The 19,135-nt window shown below is 78.1% G+C and carries 16 protein-coding genes; 5 read left to right on the top strand and 11 right to left on the bottom strand.

Annotation, left to right across the window (positions count from 1 at the left end; all coding sequences use genetic code 11):
• Nucleotides 1-136: 136 nt before the first annotated feature.
• The 3 genes from LY71_RS15490 to LY71_RS15480 form a co-directional block, all read right to left on the bottom strand.
• Nucleotides 137-1,771 (bottom strand): dynamin family protein, encoded by a 1,635-nt coding sequence (locus tag LY71_RS15490; RefSeq protein WP_106279219.1) that lies wholly within the window; start codon nt 1,769-1,771, stop codon nt 137-139.
• Nucleotides 1,768-3,615: a dynamin family protein gene (locus LY71_RS15485; protein WP_106279474.1), complete on the bottom strand. Its 1,848-nt coding sequence runs from the start codon at nt 3,613-3,615 to the stop codon at nt 1,768-1,770. Before LY71_RS15485 ends, LY71_RS15490 begins: the two co-directional genes overlap by 4 nt.
• Nucleotides 3,616-3,700: 85 nt before the next feature.
• A complete protein-coding gene (locus LY71_RS15480) occupies nt 3,701-5,029 on the bottom strand; it encodes an IniB N-terminal domain-containing protein (RefSeq protein WP_106279217.1) in 1,329 nt (442 codons plus the stop codon).
• Between the two features lie 288 nt (nt 5,030-5,317).
• Between LY71_RS15480 and LY71_RS24500 the strand changes: the two genes are divergently transcribed.
• Nucleotides 5,318-7,273, top strand: coding sequence for an Hsp70 family protein (locus LY71_RS24500; protein WP_170121380.1), 1,956 nt, complete (start codon nt 5,318-5,320; stop codon nt 7,271-7,273).
• Nucleotides 7,270-9,870: a helix-turn-helix transcriptional regulator gene (locus LY71_RS15470; RefSeq protein WP_245887940.1), complete on the top strand. Its 2,601-nt coding sequence runs from the start codon at nt 7,270-7,272 to the stop codon at nt 9,868-9,870. The genes LY71_RS24500 and LY71_RS15470 overlap by 4 nt, the downstream gene beginning before the upstream one ends.
• A 13-nt stretch (nt 9,871-9,883) precedes the next feature.
• On the opposite strand, the gene LY71_RS15465 is transcribed toward LY71_RS15470, so the two are convergent.
• Nucleotides 9,884-10,150: a hypothetical protein gene (locus LY71_RS15465; RefSeq protein ID WP_106279213.1), complete on the bottom strand. Its 267-nt coding sequence runs from the start codon at nt 10,148-10,150 to the stop codon at nt 9,884-9,886.
• A gap of 105 nt (nt 10,151-10,255) precedes the next feature.
• On the opposite strand from LY71_RS15465, the gene LY71_RS15460 reads away from it, so the two are divergent.
• Entirely contained in the window at nt 10,256-10,894 is a 639-nt protein-coding gene (locus LY71_RS15460) for an MBL fold metallo-hydrolase (protein ID WP_106279211.1), read from the top strand.
• A gap of 24 nt (nt 10,895-10,918) precedes the next feature.
• Here the strand turns inward: LY71_RS15460 and LY71_RS15455 are convergent, their stop codons facing one another.
• From LY71_RS15455 to LY71_RS15445, 3 genes are all read right to left on the bottom strand, one after another.
• Nucleotides 10,919-11,185, bottom strand: coding sequence for a GlsB/YeaQ/YmgE family stress response membrane protein (locus LY71_RS15455; protein ID WP_106279209.1), 267 nt, complete (start codon nt 11,183-11,185; stop codon nt 10,919-10,921).
• Between the two features lie 98 nt (nt 11,186-11,283).
• Nucleotides 11,284-11,745 (bottom strand): SRPBCC family protein, encoded by a 462-nt coding sequence (locus LY71_RS15450; RefSeq protein ID WP_106279207.1) that lies wholly within the window; start codon nt 11,743-11,745, stop codon nt 11,284-11,286.
• The gene (locus LY71_RS15445; RefSeq protein WP_170121379.1) at nt 11,742-12,188 is read right to left on the bottom strand and encodes a MarR family winged helix-turn-helix transcriptional regulator; all 447 of its coding nucleotides are present in this window, start codon (nt 12,186-12,188) and stop codon (nt 11,742-11,744) included. The genes LY71_RS15450 and LY71_RS15445 overlap by 4 nt, the downstream gene beginning before the upstream one ends.
• Before the next feature lie 60 nt (nt 12,189-12,248).
• On the opposite strand from LY71_RS15445, the gene LY71_RS15440 reads away from it, so the two are divergent.
• The gene (locus tag LY71_RS15440; protein ID WP_146146158.1) at nt 12,249-13,406 is read left to right on the top strand and encodes a phosphotransferase; all 1,158 of its coding nucleotides are present in this window, start codon (nt 12,249-12,251) and stop codon (nt 13,404-13,406) included.
• Here the strand turns inward: LY71_RS15440 and LY71_RS15435 are convergent.
• The 3 genes from LY71_RS15435 to LY71_RS15425 all read right to left on the bottom strand — a co-directional run bounded on the left by LY71_RS15435 (nt 13,393) and on the right by LY71_RS15425 (nt 17,181).
• Nucleotides 13,393-14,133, bottom strand: coding sequence for a GntR family transcriptional regulator (locus LY71_RS15435; protein ID WP_106279201.1), 741 nt, complete (start codon nt 14,131-14,133; stop codon nt 13,393-13,395). The genes LY71_RS15440 and LY71_RS15435 overlap by 14 nt on opposite strands.
• 64 nt (nt 14,134-14,197) lie before the next feature.
• Entirely contained in the window at nt 14,198-15,490 is a 1,293-nt protein-coding gene (locus LY71_RS15430) for a metallophosphoesterase (RefSeq protein ID WP_245887930.1), read from the bottom strand.
• Between the two features lie 68 nt (nt 15,491-15,558).
• Nucleotides 15,559-17,181, bottom strand: a complete 1,623-nt coding sequence (locus LY71_RS15425; RefSeq protein WP_106279199.1) for a CYTH and CHAD domain-containing protein — start codon at nt 17,179-17,181, stop codon at nt 15,559-15,561.
• Between the two features lie 126 nt (nt 17,182-17,307).
• On the opposite strand from LY71_RS15425, the gene LY71_RS15420 reads away from it, so the two are divergent.
• The gene (locus tag LY71_RS15420) at nt 17,308-18,354 is read left to right on the top strand and encodes a PRC and DUF2382 domain-containing protein (protein WP_106279197.1); all 1,047 of its coding nucleotides are present in this window, start codon (nt 17,308-17,310) and stop codon (nt 18,352-18,354) included.
• 4 nt (nt 18,355-18,358) lie between these two features.
• Here LY71_RS15420 and LY71_RS15415 read toward each other — a convergent pair whose 3' ends face one another.
• A complete protein-coding gene (locus LY71_RS15415) occupies nt 18,359-19,120 on the bottom strand; it encodes a nitrilase-related carbon-nitrogen hydrolase (protein ID WP_106279194.1) in 762 nt (253 codons plus the stop codon).
• Between the last annotated feature and the right edge of the window lie 15 nt (nt 19,121-19,135).

The following is a 19,135-nucleotide window of genomic DNA, read 5'->3' as shown; positions in this document are numbered from 1 at the left end:
GGTCGCCGACGCCGTCGCCGTCACCGTCGCGCTCGTGGTCGGCGCCGTCGGGCTCGGGGTCGCCCTGACCGCGGGCGCGGCGGCGCTCGCGGTGCGCCGCCGGTCCTGGGCGCGGTGGCTGCTGCTGGTGGTCCTGCTACCGACCCTGCTGGCCCTCGACGTCGCGCAGAGCACCGTCGCGGGGGACGCCGACCTCGACCGCGTGGCGCTCGTGGTGGCGGCCGGTTGCCTGCTCCTGGTGCCCGTCCCGCTGTTCCTCCGCTCCGCCCGGGCCTGGTACCGCGCCCGCTGAGTCCCCGTCGAGGGCGGCCAGCACCCCCTCGCAGGACCGGACGACGATCTCGGCGGCGTCCGCGGTCGCGCGGTCGGCGAGCGGGTCGGCGGCCACCTCGCGCCAGCGCCGCAGCGCCAGCCCGGCCGCGCCGCGCAGCGAGGCCACCGGGGTGTCCGCGGGCAGCCCCAGCCGCGCCGCGGGACCGGTGCCGGAGGCTCCGAGCAGCCGCTCCCCCTCGGCCCGCAGCGCCGGCGGCAGCGGCCCGGACGGCGACCGGGTGCGGGCCAGCAGCGCGAGCTCGGCGAGGTCGTCGGACGCCAGCCGGATGCGCTCGACCTCGGCCCGGACGGCGTCCGCGCCGGACACCGGGTGCTCGGCCAGCACGCTCTCCAGCAGCCGCAGCGCCGCCGCCGTGCGCACCGGCCCACCGCGGGCGGTGAACTGCACGGCGAGCAGCCGCTGCAGCTCGGCCAGGCCGCTGAGGCGCAGCAGCTCGTCGGCCAGCGCGACCGCGTCCCCCACGCCGGCCCGCACCAGCGCCACCGACAGCCGCACGCCGAACAGACCCAGCCGGTCCAGCAGCGCCGCCCGGACGTCGGGTGCGAGCGCCACCGGGGTGTCGGGCCGGCAGAACCGGTCGGCGGTGAGCAGCATGCCGGTCACCGTGGCCGGGTCGGCGGTGGCCAGGGTGCGCAGCGCGAGGTGGTCCCCCTGCCGCAGGGTGCGGCCGGCCAGCGCCACCTTCCCGGCCACCGGCACCACCGCCGAGCTCACCGCCCGCAGCTGCGGGTCGGCCGACATCCGGCGGGCCACCTCCTCGGCCGCGTGCATCGCGTCGGGCCGCCCGGCGCCCACCTCGTCGGCCCGCGAGAGCACGGTGATCGTCGAGGTCAGCGTGCCGGCGGCGCCGGTGGCCGCCTGGAAGGTGCGCAGCACCGCCAGGTCGTCGGGCTGCGGCTGGCGGGTCAGGTGGACGACCGCGTCGGCGCCGGCCAGGCCCGCGTCGTCGCCCAGGAAGGCGTGCGTGCGGTCGCTGGTGCCGGCCGACAGCGACCCGGTGCCGGGGGTGTCGACCAGCGTGGCGGCCAGCAGGTCGGCCGACGGCCAGTCGACCACCAGCCGCGCCACCTCCTCCGGCGGGGTGCCGGCCAGCTCCAGCCGCAGCCCGCCGCCGGCCCGGCGCACCGGCAGGTCCCGGACCGCCCCGTCGGTGCCGGTGAGGACGACGCGCGGCGTGTCGCCGTGCCGGTACTCGGTCACCACCCGCGTGCACTCCCCGGCGTCGGTGGGTGCGACCCGGGCGCCGACGAGGGCGTTGAGCAGCGTGGACTTGCCCGCCTTGACCCGCCCGACGATCGCCACGCGCAGCGGCTCGTCGAGCCGGCGCCGGGCGGCGGCCAGCCGCTGCGCCGCGGGCGGCACGTCCGCCCAGCGGGCCAGCGCGTCGTCGAGCAGCCCTCGGACGTCGTCGGCGGCCGGACCCCCCGGAGCCGTCACCGGGCAGGCACCGGGCCGGGCACGGCGGCGGGGGCGGCGGCCGGGGCGCGGTCGAGCCGGCGCACGTCGGCGGCCAGCCGGTCGATCCGGTCGAGGCGGGCCCGCAGGACCCGCACGCGGGCGTCCTGCCCGGCGGTGGCCTCCTTGGTCGAGCGCTGCGCCGCCCGCACGGCGTCGGCGAGGGAGCGGGCCGTCTCGTCGGTGGTGTCGGTGATCAGGTCGCGCAGCGTGCGCTGCACCGTGCGCAGCCGGTCCTTGAGGTGCTTGCCCACCTGGAAGACCACCTCGTCGAGGTGCCGGCGGACCACGGTGCGCGCCTCGGACTCCCGCCGCTGGCGGCGCTGCCGGGCGTCGTCGTTGTACGCCTTGCGGCCGAGCAGGACGCCGGCGGCCAGGGAGAAGGGGTTGATGATCGCCAGCCCGGCCAGGCTGGTGACCAGGCCGGTCATCAGCACGCCGGTGTAGGAGCCGCGCAGTCCGATGAGCACGCGCTCGCGCAGGGTGGTGTCCCCCGGGTCGATGTCGGGCACCTCGACGAGGGCGTCGAGGGCCTCCGCCGCGGCGCCCACCCGCAGCGCCGGGGTGGCGACCCCGCCGTCCCGGGCGAACTGCTCCACGACCCGCTCGGCCAGCCACTGCGAGCGCTGCTCGGCCCACACGTAGCTGTCGGCCACCGCGGCGGCCACCCGCCGGTCGAGCCACTCGGTGATCTCCGGCCAGGCCGGCCCGGGGTCGCGGGCGGTGATGACCTCCTCGGCCTCGCGCACCACCACCCGCGAGCGGTCGCGCAGGTCGTGGTCGATGTCGGCCACCAGGTCGGTGACGCCGTCGGCGAGCACCTGCTGCCACCGCGAGGAGCGGCGGCGCTGCTCGTCGACGGCGGCCCGGGCCTCCTCCAGCTGCTCGAGCAGCGCCTCCCGGGACGAGGGGTCCTCCAGGGTCTGCAGCTCGCTCCGGGTGGCCAGGGCCAGGTGCCCGGTGACGGCGGTGAGGTCGTGCACCAGTGAGCGGCGGGCCAGCGTCGCGGCCCGGCCGGCCACCTGCTCGCGCAGGTGGGTGACGAGGGCGCCGATGCCCGACTCCTCGTGCAGCTCGCGGTCGCGGTGCTGCAGGGCGAGCAGGGCCAGGGTCGAGGAGACGGCGAACAGCGGCACGTCGTGGCCGCGCCGCTGGAGGTGGGCGCGGTCGAGGTCGGCGACCTGCCGCCAGTCGGGGCAGGCGTCGGTCTTGGTCAGGACGCAGACGACGGTCGGGCACAGCGCCGCGGCGTGCTCGAGGACGGCCATCTCCGGCACGGTGAACTCCTGGCTGGCGTCGGAGACCAGCAGCACGGCGTCGGCGGTGGGCAGCAGGTCCACGGTGGTCAGCGAGTGCGCCACGCCGAGCCCGCCGACCCCGGCGGTGTCGACCAGCTCCAGCCCGCCCTCGAGGAGCTTGCGCGGCAGCTCGACCTCGGCCCGCACGAGCCGCTCGGCCCCGGGACCGGAGGTGCGGGCGGCGACGGTCTCGACCGGCACCGGCACCCGCTCGACGGCCTCGTCGTCCCCGCTGCCCGTCGGGCCGGGGCCGACCGGCCGCACCAGCGCGGCCCGGGGGGCGTCACCGGCCCGCACGACGGTCGGGACGACGGTCGCGACGTCGTCGGCCACCGGGCAGACCGGGGCGCCGGCCAGGGCGTTGACCAGCGAGCTCTTGCCCTGCTTGGGCTCGCCGACCACCAGGACCCGCACGCTGGGGGCCGCGTGGCGGCGGCGCACCAGGGTGAGCCGGCGGTGCAGGTCGGGTCGCTCGCACTCCTCGGCGAGCGCGAGTGCCCGGTCCACGAGCTGCTCCGGTGTGAGCACCGCCACCTCCTCGGTCCGGTCGTGCCTACCACTGCCCGGTCCCGGCGTCCGCGGGGGACGCCGGGACCGGACCCGGGTGGGCGGATCAGTGCGGCGCCTCGCCCCAGCCGCCGCCCACCGTGACGGTCTCGTCGACGTCGACCCCGTCGTCGTCGGACAGGTCGTTGGCGTTGAGCGAGTCGTCGATCCCGTCGTCGTCGGAGAGGTCGTTGCCGTTGAGCGACCCGTTGCCCGAGTCGTCGACGCCGTCGTCGTCGGACAGGTCGTTGTCGTCGAAGGAGTCGGTGATCGTGGTGTCCACGGAGTCGTCCGTGGAGTTGTCCACGGAGTTGTCCTGGCCGGAGTTGTCCGACAGGTCGTTGCCGTTGAACGACCCGTTGCCCGAGTCGTCGATCCCGTCGTCGTCGGACAGGTCGTTGCCGTTGAACGAGCCGTTGCCGGAGTCGTCGATGCCGTCGTTGTCCTGGGAGAGGTCGTTGCCGTTGAACGAGCCGTTCACGGAGTTGTCGACGGAGTGGTCGGAGGCGTCGGTGGTGGTGTCGCCCACCTGGCCGCCGCGGTCGGCGACGGTGGTGTCGCCCTCGTTCTCGCTGCCGACCTGGTCGCCGCCGACGACGCTGCCGTCGCCGGTCTCGACGCCCACGGAGTCCTGGACGACCGGGCTGTCGTCGCCGGAGGTGACGACGTTGTCCCGGACGACGGGGTTGAACGAGTCGTTGACCGAGTGGTCGGAGGAGTCGTTGCCCACGTCGTCGAGCTCGACGTCCACGGAGTTGTCGGTGCTCGCGTCGACGGTGACGTCCTCGACGTCGTCGCCGGCGATCACGCCGGTGCCGTCGAGGACGACGTTGTCGTCGCCCCAGATCGCGGTCGCGTCGCCGCTGACCCAGATGCTGTGCGAGGCGTCTATCTGCACGTCCACGTCGGTGTGGCTGTAGGAGACGTTGTGCAGGTGGGTGATCACCACCGTCTCGCCGCCGGCCGCGACGGGTGCGGGGGCGCCGCCGCCGTGGCCGCCGCCGTGGTGGTCGGAGTCGTGACGGGTCGGCCAGTCGTGGTCGTGGTCGTCGTGGTGGTGGGGCGTCTGGGCGACGGGCTGGGTGGTCCCGCCGCCGGGCTCGTCGTCGTCGCAGCGGCCGGCGCCGTGGTGCACCGCGTGCGGGTGGCCGTAGCCGCCGTCGCCGGAGCCGTGCCCGCCCCCGTCGTGCCCACCCCCGCCGCTGCCCGAGCCGCCCCAGCTCACCGGCGCGTACCCGGCGACCATCGGCATCAGGTCGTCGACCTCGGCCGGCTCGGCGTCGACTCCCGCGGCGGCGAGCGCACCGACCGGGTCGGCCGCGTACGCCTCGGCCGCCTCGGGGTCGCGGAGCAGGCCGAGGATGTACTGGATCACCGTGGTGGCCACGTTCGTCATGGCAGGTCCTCCGTGTTTCCGGGCCGTCCGTCGTCGGCCGGCTGGCCCCGGCAGTCCAGCCCGCCACACCCGCCCCGGTCATCGGGACCCGCTCCCCTCGTCCCGTGGCGCGATGGGGGGTGCGCGCTGACTGCGCGTTAGGGGGACCGGGGTGTCGCCCCCCATTCACCGACCGATGTGCCCGGGACACGCGGTGTGACCGAGACAGGTGTGACCCGCGGGACTTACGGTCCGCCGACGCCTCGGTCCAGCACACGGGCCGGCGGCCGGGCACGACTGGGGGAGCCTGTGCGCAACGGCGAGTACGGGTTGGGCATCGACGTCGGCGACCGCACGGTCGCCGCGGCGGTCTGCCGCGAGGAGTCCGCGGAGGCCGAGCCGCTGCCCCTCGGCGGCGCGGGCACCGCCCCCGCCGCGCTGGCGGTCGACGACGACGGCGGCATCCGCCTCGGTGACGACGTCCCCGGCGGGCCGCTGCACCTCCTGGCTCGCGTCGGCGCGGCGACGCCGGTGTGGCTCGGGTCCCGCGCGGTCCCGGCCGCCGCGGTGGTCGCCGCGGTGGTGCAGCGGGTGCGCGCCGCCGCCGCGCGGCGGGAGGGCCGGCCGGACGCGTGGACGGTCGTCACGGTCCCGCCGTCCTGGGGCGGTCACCGCCGGGGCGCGCTGGCCCGCGCGCTGCAGGAGTCCGGCGTGCCGCGCTTCACGCTGGTCTCCACCGCGGTCGCCGCCGCCGCCCGGCTCGTGGCCACCGGCGCGCTGCCCGCCTCGCCGACCGTGGCCGTCTACGACCTCGGGGCCTGCACCCTCGACCTCGCCGTCGTCGGTCCCGACCCCGACGACGCCGCCTCGCCGGTGCTGCGGCACCTGGCCGAGCCCCCGGCCCCGACGCCGTGGGGCGGCCGCGACGTCGACGACGCGCTCCTGGGCCTCGTCCGCCGCTGCGTGGAGACGCCGCTCGACGGGCGGACGGCAGCAGCGCTGCGCGGCGCCTGCGCGGCGGCCAAGGAGGAGCTCTCCGAGCGGACCGCCGTCGGGGTCCGGATCGACCCGCCGGCCGACGGCGCACCCGAGACGGTGCGGGTCACCCGGGAGGAGCTCGACGAACTCGTCACCGCCGCCGTCGAGGACTCGGCCGGCCGGCTGTCGGCCGCGCTCGGGGCGGCCGGCCGCACCGCCGGCGACCTGGACGCGGTCGTGCTCGCTGGGGGCGCGTCGCGGATGCCCGTCGTCGCCGAGGTGCTCTCCGGTGAGCTGGGCCGGCCCCTGGCGCGCGAGCCCGAGCCCGGGCTCACCGCGGCGCTGGGCGCGGCCGGCCTGGCCGCGGCCGCCGTCGCGGACGCCGGCGAGCCCGCCACCGCCCCGGCCACCACCGCGCCGCCGACCGTCGCCGCGGACGCCGGCCGGCGCGCGCCCTCCGCGCGGGCGCGCCGGGCGGCCGGGACGCACCGGCCCGGGCGGCCCGCCTCCCCCGGCGGCACCCCGCGCCGCCGCGCCGGGCGCTCCCTGGTGGTGGCCGGCCTGCTGCTCGCCCTGCTGGTGCTGCCCCCGGTGGTCCTCGGCCTGCTCGACTCGGCGGGCACCTCGACGCCGGCCGGCGAGGGCGTGCCCGTGGCCCGGGGCCAGCAGGTGGAGCCCACGACGGAGGGAGCCGCGCCCCCGGTGGCCGGCAGCCCGCCCCCGGCCACCGGGGGGAGCGGGGACCCCGCCGGGAACCCCTCCCCCGCAGGGGACGGCGCGGTCGCGGCCGCCCGGCCGGGGAGCGCGGACGGGACGGGCACCGCCCCCACCACGACCGGCGGTCCCGCGACCGCCCCGGCGGCCGGGGCCCCCACCGGCACGGGCGCGGCGGGCCGGACCCCCGGGACGGCCGGGGCCCCCTCAGGCACGTCGTCGACGACGGCCGGGGCACCGCCGGCCCGTGGGACGGCCACCACCGGCGCCCCGGGCACGACGCAGCCCGCCGAGGACACCGCGCAGGCCGTCACGCCCACGGCGCCGAGCCCCGTCCGGACGGAGCCGCCGGGGACCCCGGCCCCTCCCACGGAGACGACCACCCCGCCCGCCCCGACCACCGACCCCGAGCCCGACGCGACGACCGGCGACCCGGGGACGGGAACCGGCGACCCGGGCACGGGGACGGCGACGGGGACGGGCACGGCGACGGGGACGGGAGCGGCGACGGACGAGTCGGCCGCCGACGGCACGGACACCGCCCCCGGCACGTCCACCCCGGTGGCCCCGTGACCACGGTCGGCGCGCTCGACGGCGCCCTCCTGCACGGGGCGGTCTACGGGACCGCCCTGGCCGCCGTCGCCGGCCTGCCCGCACCCCGCCCGTCCGGGACGCGGGGCGGCGCCCTGGCCCAGCAAGGTGCACGGGCCCTGGTCGTGCAGGGGCCCGGAGGCACGGGCAAGACCCACCTGCTCGAGGAGGTGGCCGCCGCCCACCGGCGGGCCGGGCTGCCGGTCCTCGACGGCCGCACCGCCGACCCGGCCCGGGTCCCCGACGGGTGCGTCCTCGTCGTGGACGACGGCCACCGGATGACCGCGGAGGTCGCCGAGCGGGTGCGCCGGGCGCTGCTGGGGCCCGCCGGCCGGGTCGTGCTCGCGGCCCGCCCCTGGCCGCGGCCGCCCGCGCTCACCGGGCTGCTCGGCGAGCTCGCCGTCGACCGGCACTCCGTGGTGCTCGGCCACGCCGACCGCGCCGCGGTGGCCGGCTGGACGCGGGAGTACCTGGGGTCGGCCGCGACGCCGGCGCTGGCCGAGGCCGTCCTGGCCGGCACCGGCGGTCTGCCGGCGCTGGTCCACGGCCTGCTGGGCGCGCTCGCCCCCCGCGACGGCCGGGCCGGCCGGACTCCCGGGCGGGCGGTGCTGCCGGGGCTGCCGCCGGTCCCCGAGGAGGTGCTGGCCCGGCTGCACGCCGACCTCGACGCCCTGGACGAGCGGACCCGCCCCCTGCTGCACGCCGTCGCGGCCGGCGCCCCCCTGGACGACGAGGTCCTCGCTGAGCTGCTCGACGTCCCCGAGGCGCAGGTCGCCGAGCTGATCGCCGCGAGCCGGGCCACCGGCTACCTGCTGGCCGGCGGCGAGGTGGTGCCGCTGGTCCGCCAGGTGCTGCTGGCCACGACGCCCGCCGACGTCACCCGGCGCACCCGCCGGCTGCTGCTCGGCGTGCTGGTCGGGCGGGGCGAGGAGCCGGTGGACCTGGCGCGGGGGCTGGCCGCCGAGCGGGTGCGCGACCGCACGGCGGCGGCGCTGCTGGAGCGGCAGGCCGACGTGGCGCTCACCGTGGACCCGGCGCTGGCCGGCGAGCTGCTCGGCGCGGCGGCCGACAGCGGTTCCCCGGTGTCCTGCCTGGCCGCCCGCCGGGCGCACGCCGCGGCCCTGACCGGCGACCTGGACGGGGCGCTGCGCTGGGCCGACGCCGCCCTCGCCGACCCCGGGGCCGACGACCGCCCGCGCGCGGCCGGGGTGGTCGCGGCGGTGCTGGCCCAGCGCGGCCTGCTGGGCCGGGCCGCCGAGGTGTACCGGCTGGCCGGCCGGGACCGCGCCGGGTCGGCGGCGCTGGCGCTGCTGGCCACCGGGGCGCGGGAGGAGGCCGCCGCCGTCCTGGCGGAGGGCCGTCCGTGCGGGACGTCGGTGCTGTCGGTGAGCGAGGAGCTCGCCGCCGAGGGGGTGACCTGCTCGCTGCGCTCGGGGACCGAGGCCGCCGACGGGATCTCCGCCGCGCTGTCCACGCTCACCCGTGCCGCGGCGCTGCTGGAGCCGGTGGGCCGCACCGCGCTGCTGCCCGACACGCCCTCCGCGCTGGCCGCGCTGGTCGCGCTGCACTGCGGCGAGCTGGCGGTGGCCGAGTCGGTCCTGCAGCGGGCGGTCGCCACCGACCTGGGCGGAGTCCCGGCCCGGCCCCGGCACCTGCTGCTGCTGGCCTGGATCGCCATGCTGGCCGGCCGGACCGGCCGCGCCCGGGAGCTGGCGGGCGAGGCGCAGGACGCCGCCCGGGGATCCCTCGAGCCGCGCGACGAGGTGTACCTGCAGGCGCTGGAGGTGGGGCTGGCCCGCCGCAGCAGCGACGTCCCGGGGCTGGTGCGGGCGTGGGTGCGGGCGCGCGAGGCCGTCGTCCGGCACCCGGTGGACCTGTTCACGCTGCTGCCGCTGGGGGAGCTGGTCGTGGCCGCGGCCCGGCTGCGCGACGGCGACCGGCTGCGGTCGCACCTGGCCGAGGCACAGGCCCTGCTGCGCCGGCTGGGCGATCCGCAGCTGTGGGCGGCGCCGCTGCACTGGAGCGGCGCGCAGGCGGCGATCATCACCGACGACCCGGCGGCCCTGCGGCCGCACGCGGCCGCGCTGGTGGCGGCCGCGCGCACCAGCCCCTACGCGGCCACGCTGGCCGAGGCCGGGCGGACCTGGCTGCGGGTGCTCACCGACGAGGTCGACCCGCCGGCCGTGCTGGCCGTCGCCGAGGCGCTGGCCGAGGTCGGGCTGGGCTGGGACGGCTCGCTGCTGGCCGGGCAGGCCGCGGCCCGGGCCGGGGACCCGCGGTCGCGCGCGGCGCTGCTGGCCTGCGCGCGGACGCTGGTCGGCGGCGGGGCACCCGATCCCGTGGCCGAGCCGGGGGACGACGCCGGCCCGGCGACCGTCCCCGGGGCGCTCAGCGACCGGGAGCGGGAGGTGGCCCGGCTGGTGGTGGAGGGGCGGACCTACCGGGAGATCGGGCTGACGCTGTTCATCTCGGCGAAGACCGTGGAGCACCACGTCTCGCGGATGCGCCAGCGGCTGGGTGCCGGGACCCGGTCGGACCTGCTGGCCCGCCTGCGGGCGGAGCTGGCCCAGGACGCCTGAGCGCGTCCCGCCGTCAGCGCGCGGAGGGGCGGCTGAGCACCACGCAGGGGACGCAGACGTCGCGCGCCTCCGTGGGCCAGGGCTCGTCGACGCTGACCCGGGCCAGCGTGCCGCAGAGGGTGAGCTCGCAGGCGCCGTCGACCTCGCCGGCCGGGCGGTGCACCTCGACGGCGTGCCAGAGGGCGGCGGTGGGCCCGTGCGCCCGGCTGCGGGCGGCGGCGAAGGAGGTGGCGGCGAACGGCGTCGGGACGGTGGAGGCGGGAGCGGACGGAGCGGCCATGCAGGGAGGGTCGGCAGCGGCCGACCGGCCCGGGAGGCCCCGCACCGCCCGCTCACCCAAACGGGTGAGGGGGCGCTCCCCCGGACCGGGCGGCAGGATGCGCCCATGGAGCTGACGAAGCACGGGCACGCCTGCGTCGTGATCAGCGACGGCGACCGGCGGCTGGTCGTCGACCCGGGCGGCTACACCGACCCCGCGGTGCTCGACGGCGCCACGGCGGTGCTGGTCACCCACGAGCACGCCGACCACGTGGTGCCCGACCGGCTGCGGGCGGCGCTGGAGGCCGACCCGGCGCTGGAGGTGTGGACGAACCCGTCCGTCGCGCAGCTCTTCGAGGGGCTCGGCTCCCGCGTGCACGCCGTCGGCGACGGCGACACGCTGACCGCGGCCGGCTTCGAGGTGCAGGTGCACGGCGAGTGGCACGCGGTCATCCACCCGGAGCTCCCCCGTGTGCGCAACGTCGGCTTCCTCGTCGAGGGCCTGGTGTTCCACCCCGGCGACGCGCTCACCGTCCCGGGGACACCGGTGCCCACGCTGCTGCTGCCGGTGCACGCGCCCTGGTCGAAGGTGGCCGAGGTGATCGACTACGTGCGGGCGGTCGACGCCGACCAGGCCTTCGCCGTGCACGACGGCCTGCTCAACGACACCGGGCTGGGCCTGGTGGGCGGGCTGCTCGGCGAGCGCGGACCGGGCACGACCACCCCGTACGGCCGGCTGGCCCCCGGGGAGTCGGTCGAGCTCTGACGCCGACCGGCTCCCCGTGGGGGGTCAGCGCCGGACGGAGCGGTTCGAGCGACCCGCGACGCTCTCGGCGACGCCGATGAGCAGCACGGCGGCGACCACGGCGAGGACGAAGCCCAGGACGTTGAGCTCCCAGATGCTGCCGGTGCCGAAGAACTGGGCGATCAGCCCGCCGATGAGGGAGCCGACCACGCCCAGGGCGAGGGTGGCGAGGATGCCCAGGCGCTGCCGGCCCGGGACGATGAGGCGGGCCAGGGCCCCGATGACCAGGCCGGCGACGAGGAATCCGATCACGACTGTCCTCCAGAGGATGCGGCACCGGGCGGGTCGCCGGGTGCTCCGGCCCCTGCTCTACCCGTGCCGGTGGCCCCGACGCGTGTCCCGCGCCACGGTCAGTCGGCGGCGACCTGCTCGACGTGCGCCGGGAGCTTGTCCAGCTCGCCGTCGACGGTGCGCTGCACCACCCGCTGCATCGACGTGCGGGAGAGCCGGTCGGCCAGCCGCACCCGGCGCGGCTCGTGGGTGAGCGTGACGGTGACCAGCGTGCCGCCCGCGGCGCCGTCGGCGAGCTCGATGCGCGTCGTCCAGGTCTCGGGCGTGAGCTGCAGCCGGGTGGCCACGACCCGCTCGGGCTCCCACTCGACGATCTCCCCGCGGGGGGCGCCGGCGCGGGGCTCCTCGTCCTCGCCGAGCCGGCCAGGCACGCAGACGAACCGGGTGCCCGGGCCCGCCGCCGCGCCGTCGACGACGTAGGAGACGTCGCAGACCGCGCAGTAGGGCTCGAGCACGGCCAGCGCCCGCCACACCCGGCCGCGCGGGGCGGCCACCTCCCGACTGCCGCTGGCCGTGGTCACTCCCCGACCGTAACCGGCCCCGGCGCGAGGTCGGTGAGCACCGCCCGGGCCACGGCGTAGCGCTCCTCCCCCACCCGGGCGGCCCACTCCCGCTCGACGGCGGCCAGCCGGTGGCGGACCGCGGCGGTGGCCTCCCGGCCGCGGTCGGTGAGCCGGACCAGCCGGGCGCGCCGGTCGGAGGGGTCGGGCACCACCTCGACGTAGCCGCCGGCCTGCAGCGGGGCCAGCGCCTGGGCCAGCGCCTGCTTGGTCAGCCCGCTGGCCGCGGTCAGCCGGGTCAGCCGCTCGCCCCCCGGCGGGAGGAAGGACAGCAGCCGGTAGTGCCGCGTCCGCAGGCCGGGGAAGGACTCGTCGCTCAGCGCGTAGAGCTCGGCGCGGACCCGGTGCATCGCGTGCTCGAGCAGCACGACGACGAGCGGTTCCCCGTTGACGGGATCGGACACGGTGCCCCACCATCTCCCCGAGTAGACAAGCGGCTTGACCATCCTCCCACGGAGCCCGCGATGACGACCTCCCCTCGTCCGGCGCCCTCCCCGGTGCCCGGCCTCCCCGGCGGCACGGCGGTGGCCGACCTGCTGGCTGGCCTGCGCCGCTGGACCGGCCGGCCCGGCCTCCGCGTGGAGGACGTCGCGTGCACGCCGGTCCGGCACCGCATCTCCGCCCCGACCACCCGCGCGCTCACCCGGGTGGCGGTCACCGCCCGCGACGCGGACGGGCCGGTGACGCTGCGGCTGGTGACCAAGGAGCTGCAGCGCGCCCGGGAGGGCCTGCCGCCGGAGGTGCCGCCGCCGGCGCGGGAGCTCATCGACTCGCTGGTCCCGTGGCGGATCGAGGCCGACGTCTACGCCTCCGCGACGGCGGGCCACCTGCCGCCGGGCCTGCGGATGCCGGACCTCGTGCACGTCGCCGAGGGCCCCGGCGACCGGGTCACCCTGTGGCTGGAGGACGTCGCGGTGACCGCGGAGCCCTGGACGGCCGACGACGTGCGGCGCGCGGCGACGCTGCTGGGCCGGGCCGCGGTGCGCCGCCGGTGCGAGCCGCGGCTGGTGGTGCCCGCCGACTCGTTCCTCGGCAACTACGTCGCCCACCGGCTGGGCGGCCACGCGCTGCCGCTGCTGGCCGCGGACGACACCTGGTCCCACCCGGCGATGCGGCTGGCCGAGGTGGCCGCGCTGCGGACCGACCTGGCCGACCTGGCCGGCCGCGTCCCCGCCCTGGTCACGGAGCTCGGGAGCGTCCCGGAGCTGCCCGCGCACGGGGACGCCACCCCGATGAACCTGCTGCGCCCGGCGGCCGCGCCGGGGACGTTCGTCCTGGTCGACTGGGGCACGTCCACCCCGGCGCCCGCGGGCTTCGACGTCGTCCCGCTGGTCTTCGGCCGCGCCGAGGAGGGCACCGCCCCGCCCGGTGAGGTGCCCGGGCTGCTCGACGTGGCCGTCCGCGCCTACGCGGAGGGGCTGGCCGCCGAGGGACTCGAGGTGCCGGTCGACCGGCTGCTCCGCGCCGTGGTGGCCGCCGCGCTGATCCGGTACCCCTGCACCAGCCTGCCGCTGGACCACCTCGGCGGACCGGTCACCGACGAGCTGCTGGCCCACGCCGTGGAGCGGGCCGCCTTCGTGCGGATGGTGCTCGACCTGCAGCCGGCACTCAGCGGCCGGTGACGGAGACCTCGAACTCGACCTGGCTCACGTCGGGGCGCAGGCGGGAGAAGCTGTGCACCAGCGGGTGCCCGGCGTCGTCGCGGACGGTGGTGCGCACGACCAGCAGCGGCGAGCCCGCGGCGACGCGCAGCAGGTCGGCCTCGTCCGGGGCGGCGGTGCCGACGTCGACGACGATCCGCGCGTGGGCGAGGTCGGCGCCGTACTCGCGGCGCAGGAAGTCGTAGAGGGAGCCCTCGGTGAAGTCCTCCTCGGCGGCGCGCGGGTAGCGCGCGGCGGGCAGGAAGCTGTGCGCGACGTGGTTGGGGGCGCCGTCGACGCTGCGCAGGCGCTCGAGCTCCACGACGTCGGTGGCCACCTCGACGGCGAGCTCGGCGGCCACGGACGGCGACGCCGGGACGACGCGCTGCTGCAGCACCGTCGTGCCGACCTGGGCGCCCTGCTCGGCCATCACCGAGCTCCACCCGGCGATGCGGTGCACGAAGCTCTCGCGGTACTCGTGCCGGATCGCCGGGCGGGTGACGTAGGTGCCGCGGCCCTGCTCGCGCACGAGGTGGCCGTCGGCGACCAGGCCGTCGACGGCGCGGCGCAGGGTGATCCGGCTGACGCCGTACTCGGCGCACAGCGTGGGCTCCGGCGGCAGCAGCGCGCCCTCCGGCATCGCCGCGACCCGGCGCCGGAGGTGCTCCCGGACCGAGAGGTACTTCGGTCCCGCCGTCGCCGCCGTCACGCGCCCCACCCTAGGCGCAGGTAGACGTCTGCGGACGTCATGTCGTATGAGACGTCTGTCGCGGTCACCCGGTCGGTGCGCGCAGCTCGACCACGGTGACCTCCGGGCGGGCCCCGACGCGCATCGGTGGTCCCCAGTAGCCGGCGCCGGCGGTGACGTAGAGCTGGGTGTCGCCGTGCCGGGACAGGCCCTCGACGGCGGGCTGGTCCAGCCGGATCGCGTAGTCGAAGGGCCACAGCTGCCCGCCGTGCGTGTGCCCGGACAGCTGCAGGTCCACGCCGGCGGCCGCGGCCTGCTCCACCATGAACGGCTGGTGGGCCAGCAGCACCACCGGGGTGGCGTCGTCGCGGCCGTCGAGCGCCGCGTCGAGGTCGGCGCCGTGCCCGGGGACGCCGGAGCGCGCGGCCGTCCGGTCGTCGATGCCGGCGAGGTCGAACGACGCCCCGCCGCGGGTGATCGGCACCCGCTCGTTGCGCAGCACCTCCACACCCAGGGTGGGCAGGTGGCGCAACCACGCGCGGGTGTCGACGAAGTACTCGTGGTTGCCGGTGACGAAGTAGACGCCCTGCTCGCTGACCAGGTCGGCCAGCGGGGCGGCCTCCTCGCGCAGCTCGTCGACCTCGCCGTCGACCAGGTCGCCCACGATCGCCACGACGTCGGGGCGCTGGGCGTTGACGATCTCCACCAGCCGCTCGAAGCGCCGTCCGCCGTAGGTGGCCGACAGGTGGCCGTCGGAGAAGGTGACGACCCGCAGCCCGTCGAGGGCCGGGTCCAGCCGCGGCAGGGTGACCGGCACCCGGCGGACGACGGGCGCGGAGTTGGCCAGGTACACGCCGGTGCCGGCGGTGCCCAGCGCCGCCACCCCGGCCGTGACCGCGAGGGAGCGGGCGATGAACAGCCGCCGGGACGGGTCCACCGGCGCGTCGGGCGCCGGCTCGGCGGGCGACTCGGTGGACGGCTCGGTGGACGGCACCGGGGCGGGGCCGCCGACGGGCACGGGCTCGCGGGCGGGCGCCCGACGGCGGTCGAGCAGGCGCAGCGCCGACCGCACCGGTTCCAGGGCCAGCAGGGCCAGGAAGGCGTAGAAGGCGATGCCGAGCCAGGTGAACCCCAACCAGGCCAGCGGGGCCTGTGCCGAGAGCGAGAGGTCCCGCCGCGTCAGCACGGCGACGGCGGGCAGCAGCGCCAGGAGGACGGTGAGCCACGTGAGCCGGCGGCGCAGCCGTCCCGGGCGGGTGGTGCTGCGGACCAGCCGCCACCACAGGTAGCCGTGCAGCAGGGCCACCGCCACCAGGACGACCGTCGCGAACCCCAGCAGACCGATCAGGGACAGCGGAAGGACCTCCTCGCCCCCCACCACTCGCAAGCTCGCGGCGGGGCCCTGCGAGCAGGCCGCCCCCGGGGAGCGGTCGGACCACGGACAGGTTACGCCCGGGCGGCCGCCTTGACCGCGGCGCGCAGGCCCGGCTCGAGGACCCAGAAGGCCTGGTCGGCGTGCTCGGCGCGGGCCTCCTCCAGACTGTGCAGCCGGCCGTAGGTGAAGGTGTCCTCCCCGGCGCCGACGGCAGCGGTGGCCAGGCGCAGGCACCAGGCGCGGGTGACCACGGTGTCCTGGGCCTCGCCGAGCACGTCCTGCACCTGCTTCGTGCAGGTGACCAGCGCCTCGGCGGGCGCACCGAGGACCGGTGCGGCGACCTCCGCGGTGTAGCGGACCCGCTTGGCGGCCTTGCGGGCCTCGTGCAGCGCGTGCTCGGTGTCCTCCTGGTGGGCGCCGGGGTCCACCGCCTCGCGCTCGCGGGCCTCGTCGATGCGCGCGGTCAGCCGCTTGCCGGCGCGCTTGACCGCGTCGGCGAGGACGGCGTGCGCCGGCTCGCCGGCGGCCGCGGCGAGCGGCGGGTCGGCCAGCAGCGCGTCGAGGGAGTCGAGCAGCGCCAGGTGGCGGCGGTCCGACAGCGCCCGGACGGCGGCCTTGCGGCCGCGCTCGACGTCGGCCACCTCGGTGGAGCGCAGCCGGGCGGCCACCGGGCCCCGGACCAGCTCGACCGGCTGCTCGGCGACGACGGCCCGGAGGTGCTCGAGCGCCACCTCGCCGTCCCGGGCGCCGGAGAGCTCCGCGCCGATCCACCGCAGCTCGTCGCGGACCGGGTCGGTGGCGGTGCGGTCGAGGACCGGCCGGAAGGCGGCCAGGATGCTGCGCAGCCGCCGGCAGGCCACGCGCAGGTCGTGCACGCCTTCGGGGTCGCCGGTGCGCACGGCGATGTCAGCGGTCTGCAGGGCGCGGGCCTGGGTCCGCAGCGCGGCGAGGACGACGTCGGCCGCCGTCGGCCCGCCCCGGTCGCGCTTCCTCCCCTTCCCGCCCTTCTTCGCCCTCCTCCCGCCGTCCTCCGCGTCGGGGGCGGGCGGCCGCAGCGGGGCGGGCGCGAGGGCGGCGAGCCGGTCGGCCAGGACGCGGGAGAGCTTCGAGGGGACGTCGGAGGGCCGGATGCCCGCGTCGGCCAGCGCGGCGGTGACCGCGTCGAGCAGCGCCTCGTCGCCCTCGACGAGCTCCACCTCCACCTCCCGCCAGGTGGTGGTCGTCGCGGCCCCGCCGTCCTCGGCGGCCAGGGCGGTGCCGGTGACGGTGTCGGCGGCGACCTCGGCCAGCACCCGGCCGCCGTCGTCGAGCAGCGGTGTCACCTGCCGGGTGGTCCGCAGGGTGGCGACCGGTCCCGGCCGCACGCCGCGCAGGACGGCGGTGACCGGCTCGGTCACCGCGCGCGGCACCTGGGTGCGCCGGACGCCCAGCGGGGCGTGGATCTCCCGGCGCGAACCCGCGGCGGCGGTGGGCAGCTTGAGGTGCCAGCCGGCGTCGGTGCCGCCGGTGCGGCGGCGCAGCGTCACCCGTGCGCGGGCCAGCCGGAGGTCGGGGGTGTCCCAGTAGGTGGCGTCGAGGTCGTGGGTGACGACGTCGCCCACCGCGGCGACCCCGCCGACGCCGGTGAGGTCGGGCAGGACCACGTCCGGCCCCGCCTCGAACTTGCGTTCCACCTCGAGCTGTCCGCTGGTCACGACGTCCTCCTCCGACCTGGGCTGCCGTTCCCGACGGTAGGTGCCGGACGGGTGTCGGGGCACGTCAGAGCGGGCACTGTCCCGCCCGAGCGACGCCAGAGCGGGCGTTCCGAGGAGGCGAGCAGCGTGTTGAGCGAGCGAGACCTGTCGGCGGCCATCGGCAGCACCGCGCAGGGTCCGGACGGCGAGAAGATCGGCACCGTCGAGAGCTTCTTCGTCGACGACCGCACCGGCGCACCCACCTGGGTGGCCGTCGCCACCGGCCTGTTCGGCACCCGCCACTCGATCGTGCCCGCGACGCAGGCCTCCTTCACCGACGGCGTGCTGCGCGTGCCGGTGGGCAAGGAGGCGGTCCGCTCCGCGCCCCACCTGCGCGGGGACCACCTGGGCCCCGACGAGGAGGACCAGCTGCGCCGGCACTACGGCCTCACCACACCGGGGCCGGACGCCGCCGCGCCGGCCGCCGCGGCCGCCCCGGGCACCGGCACGTGGTCGCACAGCGACACGGGCCTGTCCCCCGCGGGTGCCGGGCCGGCCGACGACCCGTCCGCCGTGCGGGACGCGGGGGCGACAGCACCCACGACGGCACCTGGGGCGGCGGCCGCGGCGGCACCCGCGGCCGCGACGCAGCGCGTGGCCCCCGTGGGCGCGGCCGGCGGCGTACCGGCCGCCGTCCCGCCGCAGACCGCACCGCAGGCCGCGGTGCCGGCCGAGGTGCCGGCCGCGGCCCAGGACGCGCCGCCCCGGCAGGCGTCCGACGGGTCGATGGTGCGCAGCGAGGAGCAGCTGCGGGTGGGCACCGAGCAGGTGGCGGCCACCCGCGTCCGGCTGGTCAAGTACGTCGTCACCGAGGAGGTGCAGGTGACCGTGCCGATCCGCCGCGAGGAGATCCGGGTCGAGCACGTGCCCCTCGACGCCCCCGACGTGCCCGGCGAGTCGCTGGCGCCCGCGGGCACCGGCGCGCCCGCCCCGGCCGGCGGTCCCGTCGGGCTCGGCGCCGGCCTGCCCGAGGAGATCGTGCTGCACGCCGAGCGCCCGGTGGTGGGCGTCGAGGTGGTGCCGGTCGAGCGGGTGCGGCTGCGCACCGAGCTGGTCGAGGGCCAGGAGCGCGTCACCGAGCAGGTGCAGCGCGAGCAGATCGCCGTCGACCAGACGCCGGCGCCGCCGCGCTGAGCCCCTAGCTGCGGCGGTCGGCGAGGAAGGCGAAGCGCTCGCGGGTGGCGGCGACCTCGGCGGCGTCGACGTCGGCGAGCACCAGGGTCTCGCCGCCCGCGGCGCTGGCCAGCACCTCGCCCATCGGGCTGATCACCTGGCTGTCGCCGGCGTGCTCGATGCCGTCGCCGCCGGTGCCGACGCGGTTGCAGGCGACCACGTAGGCCTGGTTCTCGATGGCGCGCGCCCGCAGCAGCGTCGTCCAGTGGTGCCGGCGGGAGGCCGGCCAGTTCGCCGTCACGAGGTAGACGTCGGTGGTCGGGCCCGCCGTCCAGAACACGTCGCCGAAGCGCAGGTCGTAGCAGACGAACGGGGTGACCCGCAGGCCGCCGACGGTCAGGCTCACCGGCGCGTCGCCGGCCAGGTAGCGCTCGGCCTCGCCGCCGTGGGTGAACGGGTGCAGCTTGCGGTAGCGGTGCACCGCGCCGTCGGGGGCGGCGAGCACCAGCGAGTTGTACGGCAGCCGCTCGCCCGGGGCGACCTCCGGGCAGCTGCCGGCCACCCACACGCCGTGCTCGGCGGCCTGCTCGCACAGGAACTGCGCCGACGGCCCGTCCTGGGGCTCGCCGATGCCCGGCGTCATGGAGAAGCCGGTGGAGAACGTCTCGCTGAGCAGCACGAACTCCGCCCCGGCCGCGGCCGCCCGGGCCACCTGCGGCGCCAGCCGGGCGTAGTTGGCCTCGCGGTCCTCCCAGACGATGTCGTGCTGGACCACGGCGAACCTCACAGCTGACCTCCCGGT

The sequence above is a fragment of the Geodermatophilus tzadiensis genome (assembly GCF_003002915.1).
Taxonomy (GTDB): Bacteria; Actinomycetota; Actinomycetes; order Mycobacteriales; family Geodermatophilaceae; genus Geodermatophilus; species Geodermatophilus tzadiensis.
The sequence above is the reverse complement of the archived record's forward strand: the minus strand, read 5'-3'. Positions and strand labels throughout refer to the sequence as shown.

What these genes read in the sequence shown, in the direction of transcription:
- LY71_RS15480 (WP_106279217.1), bottom strand. Translation starts at nt 5,029, where the DNA reads ATGACGAACGTGGCCACCACGGTGATCCAGTACATCCTCGGCCTGCTC.
- LY71_RS15465 (WP_106279213.1), bottom strand. Translation starts at nt 10,150, where the DNA reads ATGGCCGCTCCGTCCGCTCCCGCCTCCACCGTCCCGACGCCGTTCGCC.
- LY71_RS15460 (WP_106279211.1), top strand. Translation starts at nt 10,256, where the DNA reads ATGGAGCTGACGAAGCACGGGCACGCCTGCGTCGTGATCAGCGACGGC.
- LY71_RS15440 (WP_146146158.1), top strand. Translation starts at nt 12,249, where the DNA reads ATGACGACCTCCCCTCGTCCGGCGCCCTCCCCGGTGCCCGGCCTCCCC.